Source organism: Roseibium sp. M-1 (assembly GCF_054515675.1).
Genome location: NZ_CM137257.1, coordinates 6,315,300 through 6,341,781 on the forward strand (window position 1 = coordinate 6,315,300; position 26,482 = coordinate 6,341,781).

30 protein-coding genes are annotated in these 26,482 nt (G+C 61.2%); 13 read left to right on the forward strand and 17 right to left on the reverse strand.

The window, feature by feature from the left end; genetic code table 11:
* Positions 1-17: 17 nt before the first annotated feature.
* The 4 genes from ACX3M4_RS28440 to ACX3M4_RS28455 all read left to right on the forward strand — a co-directional run bounded on the left by ACX3M4_RS28440 (position 18) and on the right by ACX3M4_RS28455 (position 3,993).
* Complete coding sequence (locus ACX3M4_RS28440) at positions 18-1,103, forward strand: C4-dicarboxylate TRAP transporter substrate-binding protein (RefSeq protein WP_459356287.1); 1,086 nt, start codon at positions 18-20, stop codon at positions 1,101-1,103.
* A 145-nt stretch (positions 1,104-1,248) separates the two neighbouring features.
* On the forward strand, positions 1,249-1,809 hold the full coding sequence (locus ACX3M4_RS28445; protein ID WP_459356288.1) for a TRAP transporter small permease: 561 nt from the start codon (positions 1,249-1,251) through the stop codon (positions 1,807-1,809).
* A complete protein-coding gene (locus ACX3M4_RS28450) occupies positions 1,806-3,113 on the forward strand; it encodes a TRAP transporter large permease (protein WP_459356289.1) in 1,308 nt (435 codons plus the stop codon). Before ACX3M4_RS28445 ends, ACX3M4_RS28450 begins: the two co-directional genes overlap by 4 nt.
* Positions 3,114-3,123: 10 nt before the next feature.
* On the forward strand, positions 3,124-3,993 hold the full coding sequence (locus ACX3M4_RS28455) for a dioxygenase family protein (RefSeq protein WP_459356290.1): 870 nt from the start codon (positions 3,124-3,126) through the stop codon (positions 3,991-3,993).
* Between the two features lie 104 nt (positions 3,994-4,097).
* Here the strand turns inward: ACX3M4_RS28455 and ACX3M4_RS28460 are convergent, their stop codons facing one another.
* Complete coding sequence (locus tag ACX3M4_RS28460) at positions 4,098-4,775, reverse strand: GntR family transcriptional regulator (protein WP_459356291.1); 678 nt, start codon at positions 4,773-4,775, stop codon at positions 4,098-4,100.
* 219 nt (positions 4,776-4,994) lie between these two features.
* Between ACX3M4_RS28460 and trhO the strand changes: the two genes are divergently transcribed.
* The 3 genes from trhO to ACX3M4_RS28475 all read left to right on the forward strand — a co-directional run bounded on the left by trhO (position 4,995) and on the right by ACX3M4_RS28475 (position 6,768).
* Complete coding sequence (gene trhO, locus ACX3M4_RS28465) at positions 4,995-5,828, forward strand: oxygen-dependent tRNA uridine(34) hydroxylase TrhO (RefSeq protein WP_459356292.1); 834 nt, start codon at positions 4,995-4,997, stop codon at positions 5,826-5,828.
* Between the two features lie 89 nt (positions 5,829-5,917).
* Complete coding sequence (locus ACX3M4_RS28470) at positions 5,918-6,505, forward strand: hypothetical protein (protein WP_459356293.1); 588 nt, start codon at positions 5,918-5,920, stop codon at positions 6,503-6,505.
* Positions 6,506-6,537: 32 nt separating this feature from the next.
* Entirely contained in the window at positions 6,538-6,768 is a 231-nt protein-coding gene (locus tag ACX3M4_RS28475) for a hypothetical protein (RefSeq protein ID WP_459356294.1), read from the forward strand.
* 314 nt (positions 6,769-7,082) lie between these two features.
* On the opposite strand, the gene ACX3M4_RS28480 is transcribed toward ACX3M4_RS28475, so the two are convergent.
* Together ACX3M4_RS28480 and ACX3M4_RS28485 are read right to left on the reverse strand one after the other, a co-directional pair.
* Entirely contained in the window at positions 7,083-7,973 is an 891-nt protein-coding gene (locus tag ACX3M4_RS28480) for an SMP-30/gluconolactonase/LRE family protein (protein WP_459356295.1), read from the reverse strand.
* Between the two features lie 149 nt (positions 7,974-8,122).
* A complete protein-coding gene (locus ACX3M4_RS28485; protein WP_459356296.1) occupies positions 8,123-8,593 on the reverse strand; it encodes an Lrp/AsnC family transcriptional regulator in 471 nt (156 codons plus the stop codon).
* 182 nt (positions 8,594-8,775) lie between these two features.
* On the opposite strand from ACX3M4_RS28485, the gene ald reads away from it, so the two are divergent.
* Together ald and ACX3M4_RS28495 are read left to right on the forward strand one after the other, a co-directional pair.
* Complete coding sequence (ald, locus tag ACX3M4_RS28490; RefSeq protein WP_459356297.1) at positions 8,776-9,915, forward strand: alanine dehydrogenase; 1,140 nt, start codon at positions 8,776-8,778, stop codon at positions 9,913-9,915.
* A gap of 274 nt (positions 9,916-10,189) precedes the next feature.
* Positions 10,190-10,366 carry a hypothetical protein gene (locus tag ACX3M4_RS28495; RefSeq protein WP_459356298.1) on the forward strand — a complete coding sequence of 59 codons (177 nt, stop codon included), beginning with the start codon at positions 10,190-10,192 and terminating at the stop codon, positions 10,364-10,366.
* Between the two features lie 144 nt (positions 10,367-10,510).
* Here ACX3M4_RS28495 and ACX3M4_RS28500 read toward each other — a convergent pair whose 3' ends face one another.
* From ACX3M4_RS28500 to ACX3M4_RS28530, 7 genes are all read right to left on the reverse strand, one after another.
* Complete coding sequence (locus ACX3M4_RS28500) at positions 10,511-10,783, reverse strand: glycine zipper domain-containing protein (protein WP_459356299.1); 273 nt, start codon at positions 10,781-10,783, stop codon at positions 10,511-10,513.
* Positions 10,784-10,975: 192 nt separating this feature from the next.
* Complete coding sequence (locus ACX3M4_RS28505; RefSeq protein WP_459356300.1) at positions 10,976-11,194, reverse strand: lipoprotein; 219 nt, start codon at positions 11,192-11,194, stop codon at positions 10,976-10,978.
* A gap of 167 nt (positions 11,195-11,361) precedes the next feature.
* The gene (locus ACX3M4_RS28510) at positions 11,362-11,631 is read right to left on the reverse strand and encodes a bacteriocin (RefSeq protein WP_459356301.1); all 270 of its coding nucleotides are present in this window, start codon (positions 11,629-11,631) and stop codon (positions 11,362-11,364) included.
* 43 nt (positions 11,632-11,674) lie between these two features.
* On the reverse strand, positions 11,675-11,944 hold the full coding sequence (locus tag ACX3M4_RS28515; RefSeq protein ID WP_459356302.1) for a lipoprotein: 270 nt from the start codon (positions 11,942-11,944) through the stop codon (positions 11,675-11,677).
* 49 nt (positions 11,945-11,993) lie between these two features.
* Positions 11,994-12,263, reverse strand: coding sequence for a glycine zipper domain-containing protein (locus tag ACX3M4_RS28520; protein WP_459356303.1), 270 nt, complete (start codon positions 12,261-12,263; stop codon positions 11,994-11,996).
* 255 nt (positions 12,264-12,518) lie between these two features.
* A complete protein-coding gene (gene pgi, locus ACX3M4_RS28525) occupies positions 12,519-14,141 on the reverse strand; it encodes a glucose-6-phosphate isomerase (RefSeq protein WP_459356304.1) in 1,623 nt (540 codons plus the stop codon).
* Between the two features lie 155 nt (positions 14,142-14,296).
* Positions 14,297-15,088 carry a delta-class carbonic anhydrase gene (locus ACX3M4_RS28530; RefSeq protein WP_459356305.1) on the reverse strand — a complete coding sequence of 264 codons (792 nt, stop codon included), beginning with the start codon at positions 15,086-15,088 and terminating at the stop codon, positions 14,297-14,299.
* 268 nt (positions 15,089-15,356) lie between these two features.
* Here ACX3M4_RS28530 and ACX3M4_RS28535 point away from each other — a divergent pair, with 268 nt between their 5' ends.
* The 3 genes from ACX3M4_RS28535 to ACX3M4_RS28545 all read left to right on the forward strand — a co-directional run bounded on the left by ACX3M4_RS28535 (position 15,357) and on the right by ACX3M4_RS28545 (position 17,636).
* On the forward strand, positions 15,357-15,977 hold the full coding sequence (locus tag ACX3M4_RS28535; protein WP_459356306.1) for a PilZ domain-containing protein: 621 nt from the start codon (positions 15,357-15,359) through the stop codon (positions 15,975-15,977).
* A gap of 222 nt (positions 15,978-16,199) precedes the next feature.
* Positions 16,200-17,231: a PRC-barrel domain-containing protein gene (locus ACX3M4_RS28540; RefSeq protein ID WP_459356307.1), complete on the forward strand. Its 1,032-nt coding sequence runs from the start codon at positions 16,200-16,202 to the stop codon at positions 17,229-17,231.
* Positions 17,232-17,438: 207 nt separating this feature from the next.
* Complete coding sequence (locus tag ACX3M4_RS28545) at positions 17,439-17,636, forward strand: CsbD family protein (protein WP_459356308.1); 198 nt, start codon at positions 17,439-17,441, stop codon at positions 17,634-17,636.
* A 75-nt stretch (positions 17,637-17,711) separates the two neighbouring features.
* On the opposite strand, the gene eda is transcribed toward ACX3M4_RS28545, so the two are convergent.
* The gene (gene eda, locus ACX3M4_RS28550; protein WP_459356309.1) at positions 17,712-18,350 is read right to left on the reverse strand and encodes a bifunctional 4-hydroxy-2-oxoglutarate aldolase/2-dehydro-3-deoxy-phosphogluconate aldolase; all 639 of its coding nucleotides are present in this window, start codon (positions 18,348-18,350) and stop codon (positions 17,712-17,714) included.
* Between the two features lie 82 nt (positions 18,351-18,432).
* Here eda and ACX3M4_RS28555 point away from each other — a divergent pair, with 82 nt between their 5' ends.
* Positions 18,433-18,762 carry a hypothetical protein gene (locus tag ACX3M4_RS28555; RefSeq protein WP_459356310.1) on the forward strand — a complete coding sequence of 110 codons (330 nt, stop codon included), beginning with the start codon at positions 18,433-18,435 and terminating at the stop codon, positions 18,760-18,762.
* An 8-nt stretch (positions 18,763-18,770) separates the two neighbouring features.
* Here the strand turns inward: ACX3M4_RS28555 and edd are convergent, their stop codons facing one another.
* The 6 genes from edd to ACX3M4_RS28585 form a co-directional block, all read right to left on the reverse strand.
* Positions 18,771-20,591, reverse strand: coding sequence for a phosphogluconate dehydratase (edd, locus tag ACX3M4_RS28560; protein ID WP_459356311.1), 1,821 nt, complete (start codon positions 20,589-20,591; stop codon positions 18,771-18,773).
* Positions 20,592-20,729: 138 nt separating this feature from the next.
* Positions 20,730-22,205: a glucose-6-phosphate dehydrogenase gene (gene zwf, locus ACX3M4_RS28565; protein ID WP_459356312.1), complete on the reverse strand. Its 1,476-nt coding sequence runs from the start codon at positions 22,203-22,205 to the stop codon at positions 20,730-20,732.
* A 95-nt stretch (positions 22,206-22,300) separates the two neighbouring features.
* The gene (locus ACX3M4_RS28570) at positions 22,301-23,248 is read right to left on the reverse strand and encodes a carbohydrate kinase family protein (protein WP_459356313.1); all 948 of its coding nucleotides are present in this window, start codon (positions 23,246-23,248) and stop codon (positions 22,301-22,303) included.
* A gap of 283 nt (positions 23,249-23,531) precedes the next feature.
* Positions 23,532-24,305 carry an ATP-binding cassette domain-containing protein gene (locus tag ACX3M4_RS28575; RefSeq protein ID WP_459356314.1) on the reverse strand — a complete coding sequence of 258 codons (774 nt, stop codon included), beginning with the start codon at positions 24,303-24,305 and terminating at the stop codon, positions 23,532-23,534.
* Complete coding sequence (locus ACX3M4_RS28580; RefSeq protein WP_459356315.1) at positions 24,305-25,387, reverse strand: ABC transporter permease; 1,083 nt, start codon at positions 25,385-25,387, stop codon at positions 24,305-24,307. The genes ACX3M4_RS28575 and ACX3M4_RS28580 overlap by 1 nt, the downstream gene beginning before the upstream one ends.
* 76 nt (positions 25,388-25,463) lie before the next feature.
* The gene (locus ACX3M4_RS28585) at positions 25,464-26,480 is read right to left on the reverse strand and encodes a substrate-binding domain-containing protein (RefSeq protein ID WP_459356316.1); all 1,017 of its coding nucleotides are present in this window, start codon (positions 26,478-26,480) and stop codon (positions 25,464-25,466) included.
* Positions 26,481-26,482 lie beyond the last annotated feature (2 nt).

Below are 26,482 nucleotides of genomic sequence, written 5' to 3' on the forward strand. Positions count from 1 at the left end.
TTTGGGAGGAGAATGCAATGATTGGAAAACTGACACGGCGGGGCGCGCTGGCGCTGGCGCTCCTGAGCGCAACCGCACTACCTGCCTTTGCCACCGAAACCATCAAGGCGGTGGTTATCGACGGCTATCCGGCGAAAGCCATGTGGGTGCAGGAATTCACCAATTTCTTCATCCCCGAAGTCGACAAACGCCTGGCGGAAACCGGCAATTACAAGATCGACTGGCAGGAAAGCTATGGCGGCACCATCGTCAAGCCCAAGGGCGTTCTGGACGGGGTGAAGCTGGGCCTCGGCGATATCGGTATCGTCACCACGATTTTCCATTCGTCCAAATTGCCGAGCCAGGCAATCGCTGCCGTCACACCCTTCGTCGCCCCGGATGCGCGCGCCGTTGCCAAGGCGGTTGACGAGATCGCCAAGGAATTCCCGGCCATGCAGAAGGAGTTCGAGGCGCAGAATCAGGTGTATCTCGCCACCGGGGTCGTCCTCGACACCTACCAGATGTATTCCAGGGAGCCGGTCAAATCGCTGAAAGATCTGGAAGGCAAGAAGGTTGCCGGGGCCGGCATGAACATGCGTTACATCGAGGGCATCGACGGAGCGGCCGGCGTGCGCGGCGGTCTGACGGACTTCTACAACATATTGCAGACCGGTCTTGCCGACGATGCCATGCTGTGGCCGGAGGCGGCCGAAACCTTCAAGATCGCGGAAGTCGCGCCCTATATGCTGAAGGCCGATTTCGGTGCCGTTAATTCCAAGACGGTGACCGTCAACAAGGACTATTGGGAGAAGCTTCCGGACGAAGTGAAAGCGGTGCTGCAGGAAGTGGCGGTCTCTTATCGGGATCATGTGGCGGGGATCGCCATGGACAAGGCCGAAGCCAGCCTTGCCGCCTATGTTGAATCAGGCGGCACCATTGTCGAGTTGAGCCCGGAGGAACGGGGCGCCTGGGCAGCCTCCATGCCGAATATCGCGGCGGAGTGGGCAGCCGAGCTCGACGCAGCGGGTGAGCCGGGCAGCGACATGCTGAAGGCCTATATGGCCAAGCTCGAAGCGGCCGGCTACACGCCTGTCCGCGACTGGGCGGCGGAATTGTCCCAATAGAACCAGGCTGCAAGTGCGGGCCGGCGCGATCCGGTCCGCACTGGTCCTCTTCGCTCCGGCCTGTCGGTTGCCCAGCAATACACCGGACAACCGATACCCGTGTGCCATAATACCCCCACCAAACGCACAAGCCGGGATGGCAGGCATGCTTCCTTTCCTCACCCCTGGTCTTCGCGCCGTCACCGCGCTGGCCAATCGCATCGCAATTTCCGCAAATGCCGCCGGCACGCTGATCGTGCTCGGCCTGATCATGGTGGTTAATTACGACGTGATCGCCCGCGGCTTCTTTCATGCCCCCTTTCGCGGGGCGGTCGAGGTGGTACAGTTTTCCATGGTGCTGATCGTCTTCCTGCAACTGCCGGACGTGGTGCGGACCGGACGCCTGACCCGGTCCGACGGCTTCCTGATACTGCTCCAGGCAACAAGGCCGAAACTTGCAGCAACGCTCAGGCGCCTGATCGATACCGCGTCGGCAGTCTTCATGGGGCTCGTTGCCTATGCGATCTGGCCGGAATTCGTCGAAATGTACGAGACACGAGACTATTTCGGCGTGCCGGGCATCTTCACGGCGCCCTGGTGGCCGGTGAAGCTGGCGATTTATCTCAGCGCGCTGCTGTGCGCGCTCCTGTTCCTGATCAAGGTCCTGTCACCGAAGAAGGAAGACCAGTCCGGGCAAACCGGTGAAACCGCAGAGGACGTCGCGTGACCCCCATTGAAATCGGCCTGCTTTCGGTCGTCGCAATCGTCCTTCTGGTCTATCTCGGCGTCTATATCCCGATCGCCCTTGGGCTTGTCTCTTTCGTGTCCATCGTGCTGATGCGCGGCAATGTCGACCTGGCGATCAATCTTCTCAAGATCGCCATCGGCGACAGCGTGATGGAATATACATTCGCCACGGTGCCACTCTTCACCTTCATGGGACTGATCGTTTCCAAAGCCGGGCTCGGGGCGGATATCTATCAGGTCATGAACACCGGCTTCCGGCGCGTCCGGGGTGGCATCGGCATGGCGACCGTCGGCGCAAATGCCATCTTTGCAGCTGTCACCGGTTCGTCGATCGCCTCGGCCTCGGTGTTCTCCAAGGTCTCCGTGCCGCAGATGCTGGCCTTCGACTACAATCCCCGCTTTGCGGTCGGTGTGGTTGCCGGGTCATCCGTGCTCGGCATGATCATCCCGCCCTCGGCGATGCTGATCATCTATTCCTTTGTCGCGGAGCAAAGCGTCGGCGACATGTTCCTGGCCGGGATCGTCCCGGGCATCCTCCTGGCGATTGCCTATGTTGCCGCGATCTTTCTGACCGGGCGCTTCGCGCCGTCCTATATCGGCGGGCGGACGGAGGCCGGCAGCGACTGGATGACGCCGCTTGAAATTGCCGACAAGACAATTCCGACCCTGCTTTTGATCGCTGCCGTGCTCGGCGGTATCTATACGGGCTGGCTGACGCCGGTGGAGGCCGGGGCCGCCGGTTCGCTGCTCGGACTCGTGATCGCGCTGGTGCGCCGGAAGCTCACCTGGAAAGGACTTTGGACCGCACTCCTGGAAACCGGGCACATCACCGCCTCGATCCTGTTCCTGATCACGGCAGCCTCCATCTACAGCCGCATGCTCGGCCTCGCAGCCCTGCCGAACGAACTCGGCGATCTCCTGTCGGCAACCCAGATGAGCTTTTTCTGGGTAATGGTCATCTATGTATTGCTGATGATCTTTCTGGGCACGCTGCTCGACACGGCCTCGATCATTCTGATCGTGGTGCCGCTGTTCCTGCCTTTAGTCGAACCGATGGGGCTCTCGCTGGTCTGGTTCGGCATCGTCACAGTCGTCGGAGCGGAGATCGGTCTCCTGACCCCGCCGCTCGGCATTTCCTGTTTTGTCATCAAGGCGACGCTGAACGATCCACGGATATCGCTGAAGGACGTCTTTATCGGCGCGTTCCCCTTCGCACTGGTTATGCTGGTTGTCCTGATTGCACTTATCCGCTGGCCGTCCTTGAGCCTTGCCATTTTGAACTGAGGGAGATCCCATGCGTCACGTCACCAAGGACACCATCACGGATGTCTTCATGGGGTATTTCGGGCCGGATACCGATCCCCGGCTGAAGGAAATCCTCAAAGGCCTGGTCACGCATCTGCACGCCTTTGCCCGCGAGACCAATCTCACTCATGCCGAGTGGCGCAAGGGGATCGAATTTCTGGAATGGGCGGGCCGGATCTCCGACGCGGAGCGGCACGAATTCGTGCTCCTGTCGGATGTGCTCGGCCTGTCGTCGCTCATTGATATGCTGCACTCCAACCCCGAGGGAACCTCTTCCAGCGTGCTTGGGCCGTTCCACATCACCGGCGCACCACCTCTGCCGGTTGGAGGCGACCTGCGGCAGGAGTTCAAGGACCAGGTCCTGCTGGCCGAGGGCACCATCCGCGACACGGATGGCAATCCGATCGACGGTGCCGAACTCGATATCTGGCAAACGGCACCGAACGGGCTCTATTCCAGCCAGGACCCGGACCAGGACACCTATTCCTTCCACGGGCTGCAGACAACCGGCGCGGACGGGCGCTATGCCTTCACGACGGTCAAGCCGGTCAGCTACACCGTGCCCGGCGACGGCCCGGTCGGCGACATCCTGCGCGCCAGCGGCCGCCATCCCTGGCGGCCGTCGCATCTCCATTACATCGTCACGGCACCGGGCTTCCGGCCGCTGGTGACGGAAATCTTCCCAGATGATGATCCCTATCTCGATCAGGACACGGTCTTCGGCGTGCGCGAGGATCTGGTTATGACCTATGTGGAACAGCCCGCGGGATCATTCCCGGCAGAGGGCTTCGATCTCTCCGGCAAGGTCGACGGGCCATGGCTGAAGGCCGCGTTCGATCTGGTACTGGTGCGGGAGTAGGGGAGAATTCAGCTTGCCTCACCATCGTCATCCCTGCCAAGCGAAGCGCGAGCCGGGATGACGGCGGATGGTCTGGATAAGCGGAGCTCACAAGCGAGCACTAGCTACCTCACCTCGGCTCCGAAATGCTTTTCCAGAAAATCGCCCGTCTTGCGGTAGTGGTCGAGCAGCAGATGGCAGGCCTTGTCTGCGTCCCGGTCGACGGCGGCATTCATGATGTCCGTGTGTTCCTTGCCGATATCGCGCTTGGAATAGTTCAGCGCCTTGCCGGCGAGATAGCGGTAGCGGATGTTGAGGTCGTAGAGCTGGTTGCAGAATTTCAGCAGCACCGGGGAGGCGCAGGCACCGATCAGGTTCATGTGGAAGGCCTTGTGCAGGTCTTCGAAGCGTTCCTCGTTGCTGCGCGGTTCGCGCATCATCTTGTGATGGCTCAAGACAAGCTTGTCCTCCCAGTCCTGGCCGGCGAGTGCCAGGCTCTCGCGCAGGGCCATTTCCTCAAGCTGGCAGCGCAACTTCAGGATCTCGCTGAAATTCCGGGGACCGACCTCGGCGGAACGGAAACCGCGCTGGTCGAGCCGCTCCACCAGAAGGTCCGACACCAGCAGCGTCAGCGCCTCGCGGATGGGCGAACCGCCCATATCGAGAAGCTTGCGCAGATTTTCGATCTTGAGTTTCTCGCCCGGCGGCAAGGCGCCCGTGAGGATCATCCGCCGGATGGTGAGATAGGCCCGCTGGGTGGAGGAAGAATCCTGCGACGGTTCGACAAGGGACTGAATGTTCATGGCGCGATAATATCGATATTTTTGACTTCCATCCATTTATTTGTTCTGTTTTGTCATCACGCCTGCCAGGAAAATGGCCGATTTCAGGCAAGTGCACGGGGATCCGAGAAACTGCGGACTTTTCACGCAAGTTGCGAAGGCGTATAGAGGGCGCCGATCGCCGGTGGCCGTGCCCTGAGGGCGCCGTTCCGGCTCTTTTCAAGAAAAAGAACAAGCCTGATGAACGAATTCCTCGTTGCCGCCCTTTATCTGTTCACGCCGCTTGATGATTTCGAGGCCATGCGCGATCCGCTGAAGGCCTATTGCGAAGCAAGGGACGTGCGCGGCAGCCTGCTTTTGGCCTCCGAAGGCATCAACGGAACCATCTGCGGTCCGGAAGAGGGCGTGCGCGCCGTGCTGGCGCATCTGCGCGCCGATCCAAGGTTTGCCGAGCTGCGCCACAAGGAGGCCTGGACACACCGGCATGTGTTCAAGCGCATGAAGGTGCGGTTGAAGCAGGAAATCGTGCGCCTTGCGGTGGACGGCATCGATCCCAACGAGATCGTCGGCGAATATGTGAAGCCGGAAGACTGGAATGCCCTGATTTCCGATCCGGACGTGGTCGTGATCGACACCCGCAACGACTATGAATTCGCCTTCGGCACCTTCGAGCATGCGCTCAATCCGAAGACCCAGTCGTTCCGGGAATTTCCGGATTGGGTGGAAAGCCAGGACGTGCTGCAGAAAAAGCCGAAGGTGGCCATGTTCTGCACCGGCGGCATCCGCTGTGAAAAGGCGACCGCCTGGATGCTGAAGAACGGATTCGACGAGGTCTATCACCTGGAAGGCGGTATCCTGAACTATCTGGAAAAGGTGCCGGAGGAGAAGAGCCTCTGGAAGGGCGAGTGTTTCGTCTTCGACGACCGTGTCTCCGTCGACCACCAGTTGCAGCCGCGCTGGGGCCAGTGGATACCGGAAGAAGCGCGCCACATCATCAACGAGGATACGGATTACGAACAGGGTCCAAAGAATGATGAGGCGCTGAGTGCGGATGCGGGCGAGCCTGTTTCTTAACGGACATTAACTTTTTCGCTTTAACCCCTTGCGGAACTTCCCTAAAGTCAAGCCAGCAGATGTTTCTGCGCCAGACTGGGGGAAAGTCCATGCGTCACAGCTTCTGGAGCGCGGCCGCCGCGCTGATCATCGGTCCGTTGTTGAGTTCGTCCGTCTTCGCTGGCGGGAATGCGCTCTCCTGCTACGAACAAGCCACCGTTCCAGCCGTCTACCGGACGGTGAATCAGCAGGTTCTTGTTCAGGCAGCCTCAAGCCACGTGGTTCAGAAACCGGCGGTTTATGCCTATCAGACAAGACGGGTTCTGGTGCAGCCGGAGCGGGTTTCCTATCGCACGACACCGGCCGTCTACCAGACACAGCAGAGCCGTGTACTCGTGCAACCGGCCAGCATCGGCTGGGAGTACCGGGTGATCCGGGGCAAGAATGTCCTGTGCAAGGTCCAGAACCCGGCCGTCTACCAGACCGTCAGCCGCCGTGTGCTGGTACAGCCCGCGGGGAAGGTGGCTGTCCGTCAGCCGGCCATCTACAGCTCCATCCGCGAAAAGGTTCTGGTCCAGCCGGCCTCCAGTTATGTGGTGCAGAAACCGGCCGTCTACCGAACCGTCAGCCGACAGGTTCTGGTTCAGCCTGCCCAGACGGTGTGGAAGCCGGTCAGAGTCCGCGGCTGCCGCTACTGAATTTTCGCCGCATCGCCAGCGGGGCCTGACCCATGATTTGCACCCTGATCGCGTCTTCCATCCTGCTGAGCGTGTCGGACGGCTCGATGGCCGTGCTCATTCCGGACAACCAGTCGGTGCGGATCTATAACGAGCAATCTGCCTCGGGCGAAACGGCGGTGGTTCATCTCTACGGCGAAACCAAGATCCAGGTGCCGGGCGTCAAGGCCGAGCAGATCATCAAGGCGCTGCGCGACTGCCAAGCTGCGAAGGGAGCGAAATAGGTGCTATTGGAGTAAGCTTCCAATTGAATATTCACGCTGGCTGAAGCCGAAATTTTCCCCTTCATCCTGCAACGCGGCCGCAATCTCTCCCTCATCCTGAGGAAGCGCGTAAGCGCTGTCTCGAAGAATGGGCGGCATATTCGGAGCAAGCGGCCCATCCTTCGAGACGGACCTGACGGTCCTCCTCAGGATGAGGTTGTGGGGCGATTATCGCCGCGCCAAAGCCAAGAAATGAGGTGAGGCACCGGAGACCGGACATGGCCCCGGGAATGCGGCGCGTCTCAGAGTATTGAAGCTTCGCCGACAGTTGCCGGTCAGTCGCGCGCCGTCCTGAACCGGTAGGTCTTCAGCCCCGTCTTGCCATGTCCTTCCACCAGGAACAGACCGCCGGACAGTGTGTCCGGTTCTTTGGCGGCCGGATCGGCGGGCTGGCGGATGCTGGTGACGATCAGGTGATCCAGATCAGGCCCGCAGAAGCAGGGCATGGTCGGCTTGGCGACCGGCATCCTGATCGCGTGCAGCAGGTTGCCGTCCGGGCCGAAGCAGTTGAGAACGCCGGCGGAGACACCTGCACTCCAGTAATTGCCCTCGGTGTCGACCGCAGCACCATCCGGGCGGCCGCCCTCGTTGGTCTGCTGGGCGTAGAGCATCTTGGAACCGAGTGCACCGGTTTCCGGGTCGAAGGCGTAATATTCGATCCAGCCGGGAGAACTGTCGGCGTGATACATGTAGGTGCCGTCCGGCGTCCACGCGAGGCCGTTGGAACATTGCAGCTCGTCGCGGATTTCGGCGACTTCGCCGCCGCCTTCGATGCGGTAGAGACCCGCAATCGGCTCGCGCGGGGAACTGGTGTCCATGGTTCCGACCCAGAAGGCTCCGTCCGGACCGACCTTACCGTCGTTGAGGCGCGTGCGCGGCTCGTCCGCCTGAACTTCCGCCAGCACTTCGCTTGCGCCCGTCGCCGGATCGAACAGTACGATCCTGTCCCAGACCGCGACCACAAGCCTGTCGTCGTCGGTCAGGCCGAAGGAGCCGACTTCGTTGTCGAACTGCCAGGTGGTGATTTGACGGCTGGCCCAGTCCATCGACTGGATCGTGCGGCCCTGAATGTCGGCCCAGAGCAGGCGGTTGTTTCGATCGTCCCAGGTCGGACATTCGGCAAGCTGGTAAGTGGTGTCGAGAAAACGGGTGATCGTATGTGTCACCGGAGCGGGTTCCTTGAAATGCCAATCTCTTGAATGGATGCGGACTATAGCGGCCAGCACAGGCTGCGTCGAGACCGGGTCCTGATCCCGCTGGACATACGCGGTAATCCTCCTGGATACCAGCAGTGCTTTCCTTTTTGCCTGATAGGTCAGCTGTCTCCATCCAGTGGGATCGCCGTGCGTTTGACGATCGGGCGGATGGCGAAGGAGGATTTCATCCTCAGGACACCCGGGAGCTGGGCAAGGTGATCGCGGTGGATGCGCTCGAAGTCGATCGGGTCCTGTGCAGACAGCCGCAGGATATAGTCCGCATCGCCCGCCATCAGGAAACATTCCATGATCTCGGTTGAGCGGGCGACGGCGCGCTCGAAATTCTCAAGCGTTTCCTTCGACTGGCCGGTGAGCGAGATTTCGACGAAGACATCCATCAGCCGGCCGAGTTTCTTCTGGTTCAAAAGGGCGACGTATTTGTCGATGATGCCGGCTTCCTCGAGCGCACGCATGCGGCGCAGGCACGCGGACGGGGAGAGGCCGACCTTCTCCGCCAGATCCGCGTTGGCGATGCGGCCGTCCGCCTGAAGCTCATTTAGGATCTTCTTGTCGATGCGGTCGAGTTTCATTTTGCTGCACTGCACATAATGCCGGGTAACGAAACTTGTATAGCAGGAAATTCGACGATTTGTCGATCTTGCGCAAGAAACGTGCATCACGCGGGGCGGCGAGCTTCAGGAACGCAAGCACATTCGATCAAATGAGGCGTAGACTCTCCGGCAATCAAAACGCTTCCAGAGGAGACGGGAACATGCGGATTGGTGTGCCGAAAGAAATCAAGAACCATGAATACCGGGTTGGCCTGACCCCCGACAGCGTTCACGAAATGGTGGCCCATGGCCATGAAGTGCTGGTGGAAACCAATGCCGGCATCGGCATCGGCGCCAGCGACGCTGATTATGAAGCTGCCGGCGCAAAGATCCTGAAGACCGCCCGGGAAGTCTTCGATGCCGCCAACATGATCGTCAAGGTCAAGGAGCCGCAGGCCGTCGAGCGCGCCATGCTGCGCCCGGACCACATCCTCTTCACCTATCTGCACCTGGCTCCCGATGCCGAGCAGACTGCCGATCTCGTCAAGTCCGGCGCGACCTGCATTGCCTATGAAACCGTTGTCGATGCCCGCGGCGGCCTGCCGCTGCTCGTCCCCATGTCCCAGGTTGCCGGCCGTCTGTCGGTGATCGCCGGGGCCAAGGCGCTGGAAAAGGCCCAGGGCGGCTCCGGCACCCTCGTCGGCGGTGTTCCGGGCGTTGAGCCGGCCAAAATCGTCGTCATCGGCGGCGGTGTCGTCGGTTCCCACGCCATCACCATGGCGCTTGGCCTCGGTGCCGACGTCACGGTGCTCGACCGCTCGACCACCGTTCTCGGCAATCTCTCCCAGACCTTCGGCCCGGCTCTCAAGACCGTCTATTCCACCAAGGCTGCGCTCGAAAAGCACGTCCTGGAAGCCGACATGGTCATCGGAGCCGTTCTGGTGGCTGGTGCCGCCGCGCCGAAGCTGGTTTCCCGCGACCTCATCAGCCGCATGAAGCCGGGCTCGGTTCTGGTGGATGTTGCCATTGATCAGGGCGGCTGCTTCGAAACCTCCAAGGCGACCACCCATTCCGACCCGACCTTCATCATCGACGGCGTCGTTCACTACTGCGTTGCCAACATGCCGGGCGCCGTGCCGAAAACCTCCACCTACGCCCTCAACAACGCCACCCTGCCGTTCGCGCTGGCACTGGCCGACAAGGGCGCCAAGAAGGCCCTGCTCGACGACCCGCACTTCCTGCCGGGTCTCAACGTCATCGGCGGCCAGGTCACCTGCGAAGCCGTCGCAACGGCTCTCGGCTACGCCTATGTCGACCCGAAGGTGGCCCTGGAACAGGTCAAGACAAGCGCGGCTGCCTGATAAGTCGCGCTGTCCTTATGAGACGAGAGAAGCCGGTCCTTGGGGCCGGCTTTTTTGCTTTCAGGACGTTGCGCAACCTCAATGGGCGAGCGGCTGCATCTCATGGGTTCCTCTCTCTTGCGCCAAATAGACACTGCCGGCTACGGGGCTGTTGAATGGTGCTATCTCGAAGAGCCGGTATGGTTCACGGTATCGGTAAATTTGCTGATAGAGAGCTTTTCTTAATGCCTATCAAAAATAGTGGAGTGAAATTTTGCACCAAAGGAGTTGACGGGTGTTTGTTTCAGTCATATTTGCCGCGATCGTGGGCGCCGGTATTGTTCTGCTTAATCAGGGCTGGAAAAAGCGAAGCTTTCTTCTGTCGCTGGCGGGCGTGGTGTTTTTGCTGGTCGGGGTCGCTCTCTTTGCCTTGAACACCATGGCCGAAATGAAGAAGACCGGTGTGATTTAAGGAGCTTTCAGATTGCTTTCCTATGGACAGGAAATGCGAGGCCTCTCCAGCAGGTCGTTGGCACTGAAGGTTTGAAAAATGTCCTGCGACAGCCAGCTTGCTTGAAAAGGTTGTTCCCGCGCGTCTAAACGAAGGCTCTCGGCCTCAAGGACACCGAACCTTGTAAGGCGTGCCCTGTTCGTCAGTGGCGATACAGTTGCGCGGAGTGGTGACGACGCCGATGAGACCGCCGCCGACAGCGCCGAGGGCCGCGCCTGCAAGGGTGGCATTGACGGTGGACCCAGCGACCGCGCCGATGGTCGCGCCGGTTGCTGCGCCGAGGCCGGCGCCGATCAGCATCCTGTCGCGCTGGCTTTCGGTATTGGCGCAGCCGGTCAGCAGAACGGCCAGACAAGCGGCGGCAAGGACGGGTTTCATCCGGGAATCCCCTGGCGGAAGGTAAGACGTCCGCCAAGGGTGTCTGGCTATGGTTAACAGTTCCTTACCCGGGGCCCGTTTATCCAAGACGTTGTATCGCACGCCTTTGTCGCTTCGCGCGTTGAACCCTGCGAAAACCGGAGAGCGTTCAGGCGGGCCGCCGATCGAGCTATCCCGACATGAGTTGGCTTGTTAGCGGGGTGTCGTTGCCGCGCCGATGGCCGCACCTCCCGCCGCGCCGATAGCTGCGCCCGCGAGAACCGGTGCGGCGCCGGCGCCGACCGCGGCCCCGACAATGGCACCAGTCGCAGCGCCAAGGCCGCCACCGATCAGGGCGCGGTCGCGTTGTCTGGCTGAGCTGCAACCGGCGAGCAGGGCGGCTGCGAGGGCTACAATCACAATCTTTTTCATTGTCTGCTTTCAAAGTGGGTCCGATTTGGATCGAACCTGATGGGACAGTATCGGCAGCTGGTCAACGAGCCACGATTGAGCCGCCGAAAACGGATCACTTGCAAAGCGTCTAAGCATCTTGTTGGCCTTCAGTTCACGCAGAAGGCTTCGATTTATCGTGAAACGCGTTAGGGGCAGGCGACCTTGTAGCTGTTGCCGTGGCGGTCGCGAGCCACGCAGTTTTTCGGTGTGGTTACGGCACCGATGACGGCACCGCCGGCAGCGCCGATGGCTGCTCCAGCCAGAACAGGCCCGGCGCCCGCACCGGCCGCTGCTCCGACAATGGCGCCGGTGGCGGCACCAAGGCCGCCGCCGACCAAAGCACGGTCTCTTTGGCTGCCTGACTGGCAGCCAGCAAGCAGGATGGCAACTGTCGAGAGGAGAACGAGGTTCTTCATTCCATTCCCCGAATGGGATCAGTGGCCGTCGGGTCAGATGTGATCAGGGACAGGCGACCCGGTAGGGGTTGCCGTAGCGGTCATAGGCGACGCAGTTTTTCGGCGTTGTCGCCGCGCCGACGATGGCACCGCCCGCTGCCCCGATCGCCGCACCTGCAAGTGCGGGGCCGACACCATTGCCGGCGGCGGCGCCGATAATGGCACCCGTTGCCGCCCCGAGACCGCCCCCTACGAGGGCGCGGTCTGTTTGGCTGTCGGATTGGCAGCCGGCAAGAAGCGCAGCTGAAGCGGCAATCAGGAAAAGCTTCTTCATCATCATCTTCCCAAAAGTTTCATTTCTGAAACAGACGAATCATGCCGCCTTACGGGCAGGCAACGCGGTAGGGGTTGCCGTAGCGGTCGTAGGCTACGCAGTTTTTCGGCGTGGTACCCGCACCGACAATGGCACCGCCGGCTCCGCCGATTGCCGCACCGACCAGTGCGCCGCCGACATCGCCCGTCGCCGCTGCACCGATGGCAGCACCGGTTGCCGCGCCAAGACCACCGCCAACAAGCGCGCGGTCGCGCTGGCTATCGGACTGACAGCCCGCCAAAGCCAGGCCAGCTACTGCAAGCAGAACGAGTTTCTTCATCTATGCACCTTCCTTCTCGAACCGCCGCCAATGGTGCGTTCGAAACGATTAATGTCTCACCAGAGGGTAAGCCGCTTTCCTTATCGGAGCAATCGCTGTTTGCCTCAACCGGACCGGGCCACCGTCGAATCTCGGACAGAGTTCTTCAATGGCGAGAACAAGATAGGGCCGGTTGGGCAAAATTAAGGCGTCCTGCCCGACATATTAACGCCGGTGCAGCCCAAGAGTTCCAAGGGTTGCGGCGGGTCAGGGCCTTCAGCTCCTCAGAGCAGCCAGCAGGCCCTGTGTCGAGGCATCCTTCGTATCGGCCGGCAGGTCACCCTTCACCATCGGCAGCAGGGCGGTAGCCAGTTCCTTGCCGAGTTCGACACCCCATTGGTCGAAGGAATTGATGCCCCAGATCACGCCTTCGACAAAGACGCGGTGTTCATAAAGGGCGATCAGGCGGCCGAGCGCGAAGGGAGTCAGCCGGTCATGGACCAGCGTGACCGACGGCCGGTCACCCGGGAAAACCTTGTGCGGGGCGAGGCGTTCCACCTCGTCCGCCGCCATGCCGGCAGCGCTCAGGAGTGCCTTGGCTTCCTCAAGGGTACGGCCGAGCATCAGCGCCTCTGACTGGGCGAGGCAGTTGGCGATGAGAAGGTCGTGCTGATGCTTGAGGTCGTCCTCGTGGCCATTTGCGGCGATCAGGAACTCGCAAGGGATGACGTTCGTGCCCTGGTGCAGCAGCTGGTAAAAGGCGTGCTGGCCGTTGGTGCCCGGCTCTCCCCAGACCAGCGGGCCGGTATCCCGTCCGACCGGGCTGCCATCCTGCTTCACGCGCTTGCCGTTCGATTCCATGTCAAGCTGCTGCAGATAGGCAGGCAGACGGGCGAGGCGCTGGTCATAGGGCAGCACCGCCCGGGCGCTGTAGCCCAGCACATCGCGGTTCCACACCCCGATCAGGGCCATCAGGACCGGCAGGTTCTGTTCCAGCGGCGCTTCGATGAAATGGGTGTCGAGCGCGTGGGCGCCTTCCAGGAAATCGGAAAAGGCATCGGGGCCGATGGCGATCATCAGCGGCAGGCCGATCGCGGACCAGACCGAATAGCGTCCGCCGACCCAGTCCCAGAAACCGAAGACCCGGTCTTCGTCGATGCCGAAGGCGGCAACCTTGTCGAGGGCGGTGGAAACAGCGGCGAAATGGTCGCCGACGGCCTCTTCGCCAAGGGCTCCGGCAATCCAGGACCGCGCTGTCTGCGCATTGGTCATGGTTTCGATGGTGGTGAAGGTCTTGGAGGCGACGATGATCAGCGTGGTGGCCGGATCAAGTTTTTCCAATGTGTCGGCAACATGCGCGCCGTCCACATTGGAAACGTAATGCAGCTCGGGCCCGTCGTGATAGGGGCTGAGCGCCAGCGTGGTCATGACCGGGCCGAGATCGGACCCGCCGATGCCGATATTGACCACATCGGTAAAGGCGTCTCCGGTGGAAGAGGTGAGCTCGCCGGAGCGCACGGCCTCGGAAAAGTCGGCCATGGCGTCAAGGACGGCGCGAACGTCCGGCATGACATCCTTGCCATCGACCATCACCGGCTTGTCGGATCTGTTGCGAAGGGCGGTGTGCAGAACGGCGCGCTTTTCCGTGCTGTTGATCTTCTCACCGGCAAACATCGCCGCTCGCCGGCCTTCGACATCGGCGGCACGGGCGAGGTCACAGAGAAGCTCCATCGCCTTTGCGTCGATCCGGGACTTGGAGTAATCGAGCAGCAGATCGTCACAGCTCGCGGAGAAGGACTGGAAGCGGCCGGGATCGGCGGCAAAGAGCTGCCGCAGCGTGGTGCTCCGCAATTCGTCCGCGTGCCGGATGAGCGCTTCGAATGCTGCATCAAGAGCCATGAACAGTCCCCTTAAATCGATTTAGCTGCCGGTATTCGCGCCAATTCGTGCGCAGACCCGAATGTCGCGCGTCAGATAGCATAGCTCCATGACGAGGGGGAGAGGAAATCGGAAAAATGCCGCCGGAAGACGCTCTCCGGCGGCACGTCACCGTTTCAATTGGCGATCGGCGCCAGCAGTTCGGGGGCGGTTACCAGCTGGCGGACACCGTGGGAATGGTCCTCTTCAAAGACATTGCCCTTTTCCGCCCAGGCGTTCAGCGAATTGATGTCCAGCTTGGCGCATTGCGGCCGCACGCTCCAGGTCACCTGCAGCGGCGAGCAGACGGCGTGATCGAAATTGGGGCCGGTGGTCGACCCGATGAAGGTAACGGGCGTGCCGGTGTCTGCGGGCAGAGCCTTGGCCTGGTGGAACCCGTTCTGGACATTGCCGTCATAGGCGAAGTCCAGGAAGTTGAGCGCGTTCGGATCGTTGACCACGAGGAAGACCTGGGCCTCCACGCGCAATTGCGGATTGCCGCAGGCCTCGCTCAGGCACGAGCCCAGGCCCTTGCCGGGTTTGACGTTGCAGGACGTGTGCACCCAGTGAACTTCGATCGTGTCGCCCGGTTTGACGCCGTGGAAGGCATGGCTTGCCGGGTCTGCCAGTTCGGCATCGGTGAGGTCCGCTGTCTCGTTGCATTGATAGCCGCCATGTTCACCCTCACCGGCAAAGAGGGTGAACCCGGGTCCCTTGTGCTCCGCATTGGTATGGGTGTGGATGTTGCACAGGTTCAGTTTGTCGGGGGACGGGGCGAGCGAGACCGATGCTGCGTGCAGGCCGTTCTTGTCGGAAATATCGCGGGGCGTCTGGGGACCATAGCCCTCGCAGAGTTCTTCGGCCTGCGCCTGCGACAGCAAGGCAAGCACCGATGCACAGATTAGGACGGAACCAAAAACTTTCGACATGAATGCCTCCTGAAGTCAGAACGGATGCCCGTGGTGAAGAAGTTGAATTCCGCAAGAAGCCGGGCCCGAGAGCGAGTGAAGCCGCCGTGGCGAATTGCAATTCATGATTTGAACCACGAAATTGAGAACAGCGCCAATTGCAAAAAATGCACAGGCACCGTGATGATTGCAGAACCGGTTACCCATGTGCGGCTCAAAGCTGGGTGAAATGCCGCTGGGGAATGCTATTTTAAGTGATTTGAAAGTTTGCCGAAGGTAATTTTACGTCATGAAAGCGGACACCAAATCTCACGGCCTGTCGCACCTGCAGGACCAACCGGACGCAGAAGAAGAAGTTCTGGTTGTCGATTTCGACACCCTGTCGGTGATCAATGCCGTCGTTTCCAATGTCAGCGAATGGGGGTTCCGGCTGACCTCGGTGGATATCGGCGAGCTTTACAAGAACATCGGCGTGCGGACGAAGGATGCGGGCAAGCTGATTAAAGCCCATGTCACCTCGGTCAAGGGCAACGACGCAGCCGTCGTTTTCGCCAAGAACGAGAGGTCGGTGTCGGACAAGCGCCGGGAAAAACGCAACAATGTCAGCATTTCGGTGAAGATCGCAGACATGGACGGCATCACCGAAATCACCGGTGTGATTGTCGATGCAGGCAAGAACGGCGTGCGGGTTACCGCCAAGGGCCTGACGGCACTGCCTGAGGAAGTGCTGCTGACGATGAAGAAATTCGACAGGCCGGTCGTCGCGGAATTTGCCTGGCGCAACGAGACATCCGCCGGACTGCGCCTTTTGTGGGATCGCACGCTTGAACACGGCGACGACGGCGAAGCGGAAGGGAGCGGCGCCGAAAGGCCTGCTGCCGAAACGTTCTCGGAATCAGGCGGCGCCTGACACCGCGAAAGCGGAAGGTGTCCGTGCGTTTGCCTGGGGAAGAGTAATCGCAGCCCGCGCCGGCTTTGCCACCATTGCCATGTCCCGGTGTCGTGGTCCTGAATTATAAAAATATTTTCTTCTGGAACTTCTCACATCCTCGAATGTTCTCACAGTAACCGTTCAGGCGACACCATCATTGTTCCTGGCGGCGAATGATTTACAGGTTGAGGAGAAGATGAGATGAAGCGTATTATTACGGCAACTGCTGTATCCCTGATGCTGACGACATCGCTATACGCAGCCGAAGAAATCAAACCCCTCCAGACATACGAATTCGATGAGTCCGTTCAGATGAACGACGTTCGCGCGTCGCAACTGATCGGCATGCGGATTTATTCCGTCGAGGAAAACTACGACCGGTTCAACGACGAATACAAGGCCAAGACCGATGAAGAGAAGGAATGGGACGACATTGGCGAAGTCAATGACGTGATCCTTGGCTTCGACGGTTCCGTGAAGGCGGTCGTGCTCGGCATCGGCGGCTTCCTGGGAGTCGGCGAAAAGGACATTGCTCTGCCGATGGACCAGCTCAAGGTGGTTCGTGAGCAGGACGATGAAGACGACTACTTCCTGGTCGTCAACGCCAACAAGGACGTTCTGACCAACGCGGCGGCCTACGAAGATCCGGACGCGGACACCTCGGAAACCATTGCTACCCAGACCTCTGAAGGCGTTGAGAAGCCCGCGGATACCGCGATGACCACGCAAACGGACACGTCGACCGAAACCGCCATGAGCCAGGACGCCGACGCCAGCGCGATGACTGCGCCTGAAGGCTCGAGCGAGACCGCGATGAGCCAGGAAACCGATGCCGGCGTGACGACGGCTCCGGAAGGCGCATCGGAAACGGCAATGGCTCCGCGGACTGACGCCGATGGCCGCGCCATGCTGCCGCGTGCCGAAGTTGAGCGCGAGGGCTATATCAACGCGGTTGTTGCCGAGTTGACTGCCGAAGACCTTGAAGGTGCGACGATCTATGACGCCAACGACGACAACATCGGCGAAATCAACTCGCTGATCGTCAGCGAAGACGGCACCATCGAGCGCGTGATCCTGGATGTCGGCGGTTTCCTCGGGATCGGCGAGCGTGAAGTTGCCGTGACCTTCGACGAGCTGCAGATCATTCGCAACGAAGACGGATCTGACCTGCGCGTCTATGTCGGCGCCACGAAGGAAGAACTGGAAGCTCAGCCGGACTACGTCGCTGAGTAAAGAGATCGGACTGTCCCGGATGATGGCATTCGGGACAGCCTGACACTCCGCCCGGCGTTTTCGAAATTCGTTTTGATCGCCGGGCGGTTTTCCCCAAGACGGACGGCCTCCAGGGACCGTCTGTCATCTTCTGAAACTTCAACCAATGCAGCAGCGTCCCGGAAAATCCGGGCGAGAACTAGCTGCAGACTAAAAGGAGTGATGGAAATGAACTGGGACATCATCGAAGGCAATTGGAAGCAGGTTAAAGGCAAGGCCCAGGAACAGTGGGGCAAGCTGACCAACGACGATCTCGACCGGATCGAAGGTAACCGCGAACAGCTTGCCGGCCGGATCCAGGAGCTTTACGGCAAGTCTCGCGACGAAGCCGAGCGTGAAGTGGATGAGTGGGCACGTCGCCACTGAACGAAATTGAAAAAAGGCCGGCGGAATTCTGCCGGCCTTTTCGCATGTCGCAATTGAATTCCCGGTCAGCGTGTCTCAGCGCTTCAAGCCTGCCGCAGCCCGGGCGCGCATTTCAATGCCGGCCCAGTCGTCTTCCGCAATGGCCTTGGCATCCGCAATCCAGGACCCGCCGACGCACAGCACGTTCGGCAGCTTCAAATAGTCCGGAGCCTTGTCCAGGCTGACGCCGCCGGTCGGGCAGAACTTGGCGGCTGCCAGCGGCGAGGAGAGGGACTTCAGGTAGGACGCGCCACCCGCCTGTTCTGCCGGGAAGAATTTCAGCCGTTCATAGCCGCGTTCCAGCAGGAACATCACTTCCGAAGCCGTTGCCGCACCCGGCAGCAGCGGAACGCTGTGCTGGTCGGCGGCATCGAGCAGGGTTTTAGTCGCACCTGGTGAAACGATAAAGCGGGCGCCGGCGGAAACGGCCGCATCATACAGCTTGCCGTTTAGTACGGTGCCGGCCCCGACGATGGCGCCTTCCACATGTTCGTTGACCGCGTTGATTGCCTCGAGCGCATGCGGCGTGCGCAGCGTGATCTCGATGGCCGGCAGACCGCCGCGCACCAGGGCCTCTGCCATCGGCACGGCCTTTTTCGGGTCTTCGACGATCAGCACCGGGATCACCGGCGCCGCGCACATTACTTTCTCGATCTTTTCAATGTCCTGGGCCATTTAGATACCGTCTGTTTCAGATTTCCAATACGTTCACATCGTCTGAAGCGCCGCTGGATCGAACGTGCGCGAAAGGGAAGTTGTGTCTGAAGTCAGATTTGATGCCACCGTATTCTCCATTTCCTGCGAGGAATTCGGAACAACCATTGGATTTTCCGAGGAACCGGATGGATCGGGCCAGTATGTCATCCTCATCGAAAATGAGACCGGATGTTACCTGGAGCTGAATGACCAGATCTATTCCTCGTATGGCGACGTTTCCTCTGCTGCCCTATCCGGCGACGAAGTTGTCCTTCAGCTGAACAAGGGCTTCGTGATCGACGGCAAGCAGCATAGGTGCATCAAAATCAGGCTTCACTCCTTTCCAGATGGACCAGAGCCGCTGCGGGCAGCTCTGAACCTGTTGATATAAGTCTGTTCCTACGCGCCGAACACATGCGCGCCGGTGTCCGGCGTGCCGACATTGGCGCGGAAGGCGGCGAAGAGATCGCGGCCGACGCCGGCCTGGTGAGCGCTGAGATCCATCTCGGCAACCGGGCGGGTATTGAATTCTGCTTCGTCAACAAGCACTTCCAGCTTGCCGGTCACTGCATCGATGCGGATCATGTCGCCATCGCGGATCTTCGCGATCGGGCCGCCTGCGGCGGCCTCAGGCGTCACGTGGATCGCCGCCGGCACCTTGCCGGAAGCGCCCGACATGCGTCCGTCGGTGATGAGAGCCACCTTGTGGCCGCGGTCCTGCAGGATGCCGAGGCAGGGGGTCAGCTTGTGCAGCTCCGGCATGCCGCAGGCCTTCGGGCCCTGGAAGCGGACGACGGCGGCGACGTCGCCGGTGAATTCCTTGTTGTTGAAGGCGGCGAGGAAATCCTCCTGGGAATGGAAGACGCGAGCCGGGGCTTCAATGACGTGACGCTCCTTGGCAACGGCGGAGATCTTGATGACCGCCTTGCCGAAATTGCCTGTCAGCATCTTCAGGCCGCCAGTCGGCTGGAAGGCCTTGGAAACTGGTGCCAGAACCGTTTCGTCGCCGGAAGTTTCCGGTGCTTCCTCGCGGCGGACATTGCCGTCCGCGTCGAGCTTGGCTTCGACCGTGTAGCCGGAGAGGTCCGTACCGTAGACGGTCTTCACGTCCTGGTGCAGATAACCGTCGCCGAGAAGTTCGCGGATCAGAAATGCGAGGCCGCCGGCAGCCTGGAAGTGGTTCACGTCCGCCTTGCCGTTCGGATAGACGCGGGCAAGCAGCGGCACGACATCGGAGAGATCGGAGATGTCGTCCCAGGTCAGCTTGATCCCGGCAGCCGCCGCTATCGCGACCAGGTGCATGGTGTGGTTGGTCGAGCCGCCGGTGGCGTGCAGTCCGACGACGCCGTTGACGATGGCCTTCTCGCTGATGACTTCACCGGCCGGCGTATATTCGTTGCCGAGGGCGGAGATGGCGATGGCGCGCTTTGCGGCTTCCCGCGTCAGGGCATCGCGCAGCGGTGTGCCCGGATTGACGAAGGAGGCACCCGGCATGTGCAGGCCCATGATTTCCATCAGCATCTGGTTGGAATTGGCCGTCCCGTAGAAGGTGCAGGTGCCCGGGGAATGATAGGCTCGGGATTCACTTTCCAGAAGCGCGTCGCGGCCGACTTTTCCTTCCGCGTAAAGCTGGCGGATCTTGGCCTTCTCGTCGTTGGAAATGCCCGTCGGCATCGGCCCGGCCGGCACGAAGACAGCCGGCAGGTGGCCGAAGGAGAGGGCGGCGATCGCAAGGCCCGGGACGATCTTGTCGCAGATACCGAGGAAGACGGCTGCGTCGAACATCTGGTGCGACAGGCCGACGGCAGCGGCCATCGCGATGATGTCGCGCGAGAACAGCGACAGTTCCATGCCTTCCTGGCCCTGGGTGACGCCGTCGCACATGGCCGGAACACCGCCTGCCACCTGGGCAACGGCGCCGACGTCGTGGGCTGCCTGGCGGATGAGGGCCGGATAGGTCTCGTAGGGCTGGTGCGCCGACAGCATATCGTTATAGGACGTAATGATACCGAGGTTCGGAACCACGTCGCCGGAAAGGGCGGCCTTGTCGGAGAGGCCACAGGCGGCAAAACCGTGAGCAAGGTTGCCGCAGGACAGGCGCGAGCGCTGTGGTCCCTTGTCAGCGGCCTTGCCGATCCGATCCAGATAGATCGAGCGGCTGTCGTGACTGCGTTTGACGATCCGTTCGGTGACGTCGCCGATGCGATCCTGGATGGTCATGGCTTCAAATCCCTTTGCTAGCCGTCTGCCGGCTTGGCTGGTCCTTGGTCAGGCACATAGGGCGGCGAGGTCTGTCTGCCGCCTTCTAATCGATTTAGCTGTCCGGAAGCGCGCAGGACCGGGATCCTGCGCGCGGTCCTACTGGCCGTCGTCCTCAGCCCAGGTGCGGCCGTCGCGCTCAACCAGCGCGATGGAAGCGGACGGTCCCCAGGTGCCGGCGGTGTAGCCTTTCGGCGTTTCCTTGGAAGCGGCCCAGGCGGCCAGGATCGGATCGATCCAGGCCCATGCGGCGTCCACTTCGTCACGGCGCATGAACAGCGTCTGGTTGCCGCGGATGACGTCCATGATCAGGCGTTCATAGGCATCCGGGTTGCGCACCTTGAAGGCTTCGGCGAAGGACATGTCGAGCGGGACCTGGCGCAGGCGCATGCCGCCCGGGCCCGGGTCCTTGATCATGATCTGCATCTGCACGCCTTCATCCGGCTGCAGGCGGATGATCAAGCGGTTGGCGGTGATGACACCGGCTTCCTTGTCGAAGATCGAGTGCGGGATCGGGCGGAACTGCACGACGATTTCCGACACCCGTTGCGCCAGGCGCTTGCCGGTGCGCAGGTAGAACGGCACGCCCGCCCACCGCCAGTTGGCGATTTCCGCTTTCAGCGCGACGAAGGTCTCGGTCCGGCTCTCGTCATTGCCGAGTTCTTCCAGATACCCCGGCACCGCGCCGCCTGAGGACGCACCGGCCCGGTACTGGCCGCGGACCGTCAGCTTGTCGATGCTCTGTTCGTCGATCGGGGCAAGTGCCTTCAGAACTTTCAGCTTCTCGTCGCGGACGCTGTCGGCATTCATGCTTTCCGGCGGCTCCATCGCTACCAGGCAGAGCAGCTGCATGATGTGGTTCTGAACCATGTCTCTCAGCGCACCGGCCGTGTCGTAATAACCGGCGCGGCCGCCGGTGCCGAGGGATTCGGCGACGGTGATCTGCACGTGGTCGATATGGGCGGCGTTCCAGAGCGGCTCGAACAGGGCGTTCGCAAAGCGCAGCGCCATCAGGTTCTGCACCGTTTCCTTGCCAAGGTAGTGGTCGATACGGAAGATCTGGTCTTCCTTGAAGACCGCGCCGACCGTGTCGTTGAGGGCCTTCGCCGACTTGCCGTCCTTGCCGATCGGCTTTTCCATGACGACGCGCGAATGGTCGTTGACAACACCGACCCGGCCGAGGTTTTCGCAGATCGTGCCGAAGAGATCCGGGCCAACCGCCATGTAGAAGGCGCGGATGTGGTCCGGGCACTCGTCCAGGATTGTCTTGAGGTCCTCAAAACCCTCGCCGGTGGCAATGTCGATCTGGACGTAGCGCAGGCGCTTCAGGAACTGCTTGAGATGTACGTCGTCGAGGTCGTGGACATGTTCCTTGAGGGCAGCCTCGGCATAGTCCCGGTAGTCGTCGTCGGAATAGTCGCGGCGGGCGCTGCAGATGATGCGGGCATCCGCGGGCATCTGGCCGTCGGCATCCCGGTGGTAGAGCGCCGGCAGAAGCTTGCGGTGGGCAAGGTCTCCGGAGGCTCCGAACACGACCAGGTCGAATTCTTCCACTTCAATGACGCGTACCGCCATGGTTCATTCCTTCTCACAGCTGCCGGTCCGCGTCCCAGTGCAACGGGACCGTTTTCGACTGCCTTTTAAATCGATTTAATTCTCTTGTCAGCCCCTCATTTCAGAGCGGCCCACTCTTTTTCCAGCTCGTGCCTGCGCGGCAGGTCGGCACCCCTGCGCGAACAGGTGATGGCGGCCGCGCCAACGGCAAACGCAAGAAGACGATTCAAGGCCTCCGCGTCAAGAGCAGACAATCCGTCGCGGCTGGTGGCGCCGAGCTGTTTCAGGCCCGCAAGCAGGGCCGCCTGGAAGGTATCTCCAGCGCCGACCGTGTCCTCGACCGCCACCTTGATGCCCGGGCAGCTGACTTCGATGCCTTGGGCAAAGGCGGTCGCGCCATCGCCGCCGCGGGTGACGATCACGAGTTTTGCTCCAAGGTCCAGCCAGGACCGCGCCATTGTCTCGACGGGCGTGCCTGGAGCGATCAGGGCAAGATCCTCGTCCGAGACCTTCACGACATCGGTCAGGGGCACGAGGCTTTCCGTGTTCCGGCGCCACAGGGCCATGTCGCCAACGACGGTCGGGCGGATATTGGGGTCGAAGGAAATCAGCGTGTGGTTCCGTTCGCGCTCGATAAGCGCTCTGAGCGCACCGGAGACCGGTTCGACCAGAGCGGTGTAGGACCCGACATGCAGGAACAGCGGGGGCGTGTCGAACGAAGGCAGGTCGGCTGACGTCACCATCCGGTCGGCGGCGCTTTCGCCATAGAACGTATAGGCTGGCGATCCGTGCGCATCCTTCTGCACAAGGCTGAGGGTGGTCAGGTAGTCCGTGTGCAGGATGTAGCGTTCGGACACGCCTTCGGTCCGGAATTTCTCGACAAGCTTTTCTCCGAGCGCATCGCGCGAGATGCCGCCGAAAAAGCCCGCTTCTTCGCCAAGGCGGGCAAGGCCCATGGCGACGTTGAATGGAGAGCCGCCGATACGGGCGTCAAAGGAAATGCTGTCGCCGGAGCCGGCTTCACCAAAGAGATCGAAGAGCGCTTCACCGCAAATCAGAAACATTCAGGCCAATACTTCCGTTGTTCTTTCCAGGAGACGCTCGTCGAAAGCGTCTTGTCGTGTTTCTGTGGGCGGGTTCCATTGACCGCCTCATCCTGAGGAGGGCCAACGGCCCGTCTCGAAGGATGGGCCGCTTGCGCCGAGTGTGCCGCCCATCCTTCGAGACGAACCTGGCGGTTCTCCTCAGGATGAGGTCGTGGGGAGGGGCGCTTGCCAGACTGTCGCGCCATCAGACGCCCCTCGTTGACTTGCCGGTCCCAGACCGCGAGGCTGCCAGATCGTCTTCCTAAGCCGCCAGGCTGCCCGGCGGGTCCATGGCACCGGTCATGATTGCCACCGCGTCGGACATGGAATAGTCCGACGGCTTGATCACGCAGGCACGCCGGCCGAGCCGGTGGATGTGGATGCGATCGGCCACCTCGAACACATGCGGCATGTTGTGAGAGATCAGCACAATGGGCAAGCCCCTTGCCCGGACGTCCTTGATCAGGTCCAGCACGCGCCGGCTTTCCTTGACGCCAAGGGCGGCCGTCGGTTCGTCCATGATCACCACCTTGGAGCCGAAGGCCGCGGCCCGCGCGACCGCCACCCCCTGGCGCTGACCGCCGGAGAGCGTTTCAACCGCCTGGTTGATGTTCTGAATGGTCAGGAGGCCGAGCTCGTTGAGCTTGTCCCGGGCGATCTCCTCCATCTTCTTGCGGTCCAGCTGGCGCAGCCAGGTGCCGCGAAAGCCGGGTTTGCGGAGCTCGCGGCCCATGAACATGTTGTCGGTGATCGAGAGCGCCGGCGACATGGCCAGCGTCTGGTAGACGGTCTCGATGCCGGCTTCGCGGGCATCGATGGGCGAGGTGAAGTGGACGGGCTTGCCGTCCAGCAGGATCTCGCCGCTATCGGGCAGGACCGCGCCGCTGAGGGCCTTGATGAGGGTGGATTTACCCGCCCCGTTGTCGCCGATCACGGCCAGGATCTCGCCCGGATAGAGTTCGAAATCGGCATGGTCCATGGCCACCACACGGCCGTAGCGCTTGACCAGGTTGCGCGCTTGCAGGACTGGTTCCATCACACCGATACCTTTCTGATCCACTGATCGACGGCAACAGCCGCGATGATGAGAATGCCGATCAACAGGTAGGTCCATTGGGCATCGGCACCGAGCAGGCGCAGGCTGAGCGTGAAGACGCCGACGATCAGCGCGCCGAACAGCGTGCCCAGGATCGAACCGCGGCCGCCGAAGAGTGAAATGCCGCCAATGACCACCGCGGTGATGGATTCGATGTTGGCAAGCTGACCGGTTGTCGGCGAGACCGAGCCGATGCGGCCGATCATGGCCCAGCCTGCAAAGGCACAGATAAGGCCGGACAGCATATAGACCGAGATAAGCACCTTCTTGACCTGTACGCCGGAGAGCTGTGCCGCTTCCGGGTCGTCGCCGACCGCGTAGACATGCCGGCCCCAGGCGGTCTGGCGCAGGATGTAGGCGAGCAGAAGGATCAGCAGCACCATGAAGATCACGCCGTAGGTGAAGATGGCTCCGCCGAGATTGACCTTGTTGCCGAAGAACTGCAGCAACGGTGCCATCTCGGAGATTTCCTGCGACCGGATGGTCTCGTTGGCCGAATAGAGGAAATTGGTTGCCAGCACGATCTGCCACATGCCGAGGGTGACGATGAAGGGTGGCAGCTTCACATAGGCGACGAGAAAGCCGTTCAGGTAGCCGCAGACCGTGCCGCAGATGAGACCGCAGAGAATGGAAACTTCTGCCGGCAGGCCGTAGCGGAAGGTGAACTGACCCATCACCACGGAAGACAGCACCATGATGGCGCCGACGGAAAGGTCGATGCCGGCCGTCAGGATGACGATGCTCTGGGCGGCAGCCACGATGCCGACGATCTGCACCTGCTGCAGGATCAGCGTGAGCGCAAAGGGAGAGAACAGTTTCGACCCGAGCAGGGCGCCGAAGATCACCAGCGACAGGACGAGAACGATGAGAGGGACCAGCGAGGGGGTCTGGTGCAGCGAATGTTGAATTTTATGCCCGATCCCATGACGGTCGTCATCGAACGAGGCAACGGCTTGCGGACTTGAGGCTGCGGCGGATTCGTAATCCGCCTGTCCGGTTGCCGTTTTGCTTTCCAAGGTCATGCCCGTTTAACCTTTCGTGCGATTTTTTAAAAAAGGGGCAAGGTTGCCCATGCCCCTTTTGATCTCGAAAGCGGGATTAACCCCAGCAGAGTTCCGTGCCCTTGGCGGTGTCGATGCTTTCGACGCCGTCGACCGGCTTGTCGGTCACCAGGGCAACGCCGGTGTCGAAGAAGTCCTTGCCGGGGGTCGGCTCGGGCTTCGCGCCGCTGTCGGCCCAGGCCTTGATCGCCTCGATGCCGAGGGATGCCATGAGCAGCGGATACTGCTGCGAGGTCGCGCCAATGACGCCGTCCTTGACGTTCTGCACGCCCGGGCAACCGCCATCGACGGAAACAATGAGGACGTCGTTCTCGCGGCCGATCGCCTTCAGCGCCTCATAGGCACCGGCGGCAGCCGGTTCGTTGATCGTGTAGACGACATTCACCATCGGGTCCTTGGCGAGCAGGTTTTCCATCGCCTTGCGACCGCCTTCCTCGTTGCCGGACGTCACGTCGTTGCCGACGATGCGGGCATCGGTTTCGTCGCCCCACTTGTTCGGGTCGCCAAGTTCGATGCCGAAGCCCTGCAGGAAGCCCTGGTCACGCAGCACGCCGACCGTCGGCTGGCTGATGGCGAGGTCCAGCATTGCGATCTTGGCGTTCGCGGCTTCATCGCCGAGAGCTGCTGCCGCCCACTGGCCGATCAGTTCGCCGGCCTTGAAGTTGTCGGTGGCGAATGTCGCGTCGGCAGCGTCGATCGGGCTGAGCGGGGTGTCGAGCGCGATCACCAGAAGGCCGGCATCGCGGGCCTGCTGCACCGCCGGAACGATCGACGAGGTGTCGGATGCGGTCAGAAGGATACCCTTGGCGCCGTCGGCAATGCAGGTTTCGATGGCGGCAACTTGAGTTTCATGGTCGCCGTCGATCTTGCCGGCGTAGGACTTCAGCTCGATGCCGAGCTCTTCGGCCTTGGCAGTAGCGCCTTCCTTCATCTTCACGAAGAACGGATTGGTGTCCGTCTTGGTGATGAGACATGCCGAGATATCTGCGGCAGCTGCGGGCGCTGCCGCCATGACGGCAAGAACGGAACCGGTTACGAGAAGTTTGCGGATCATTT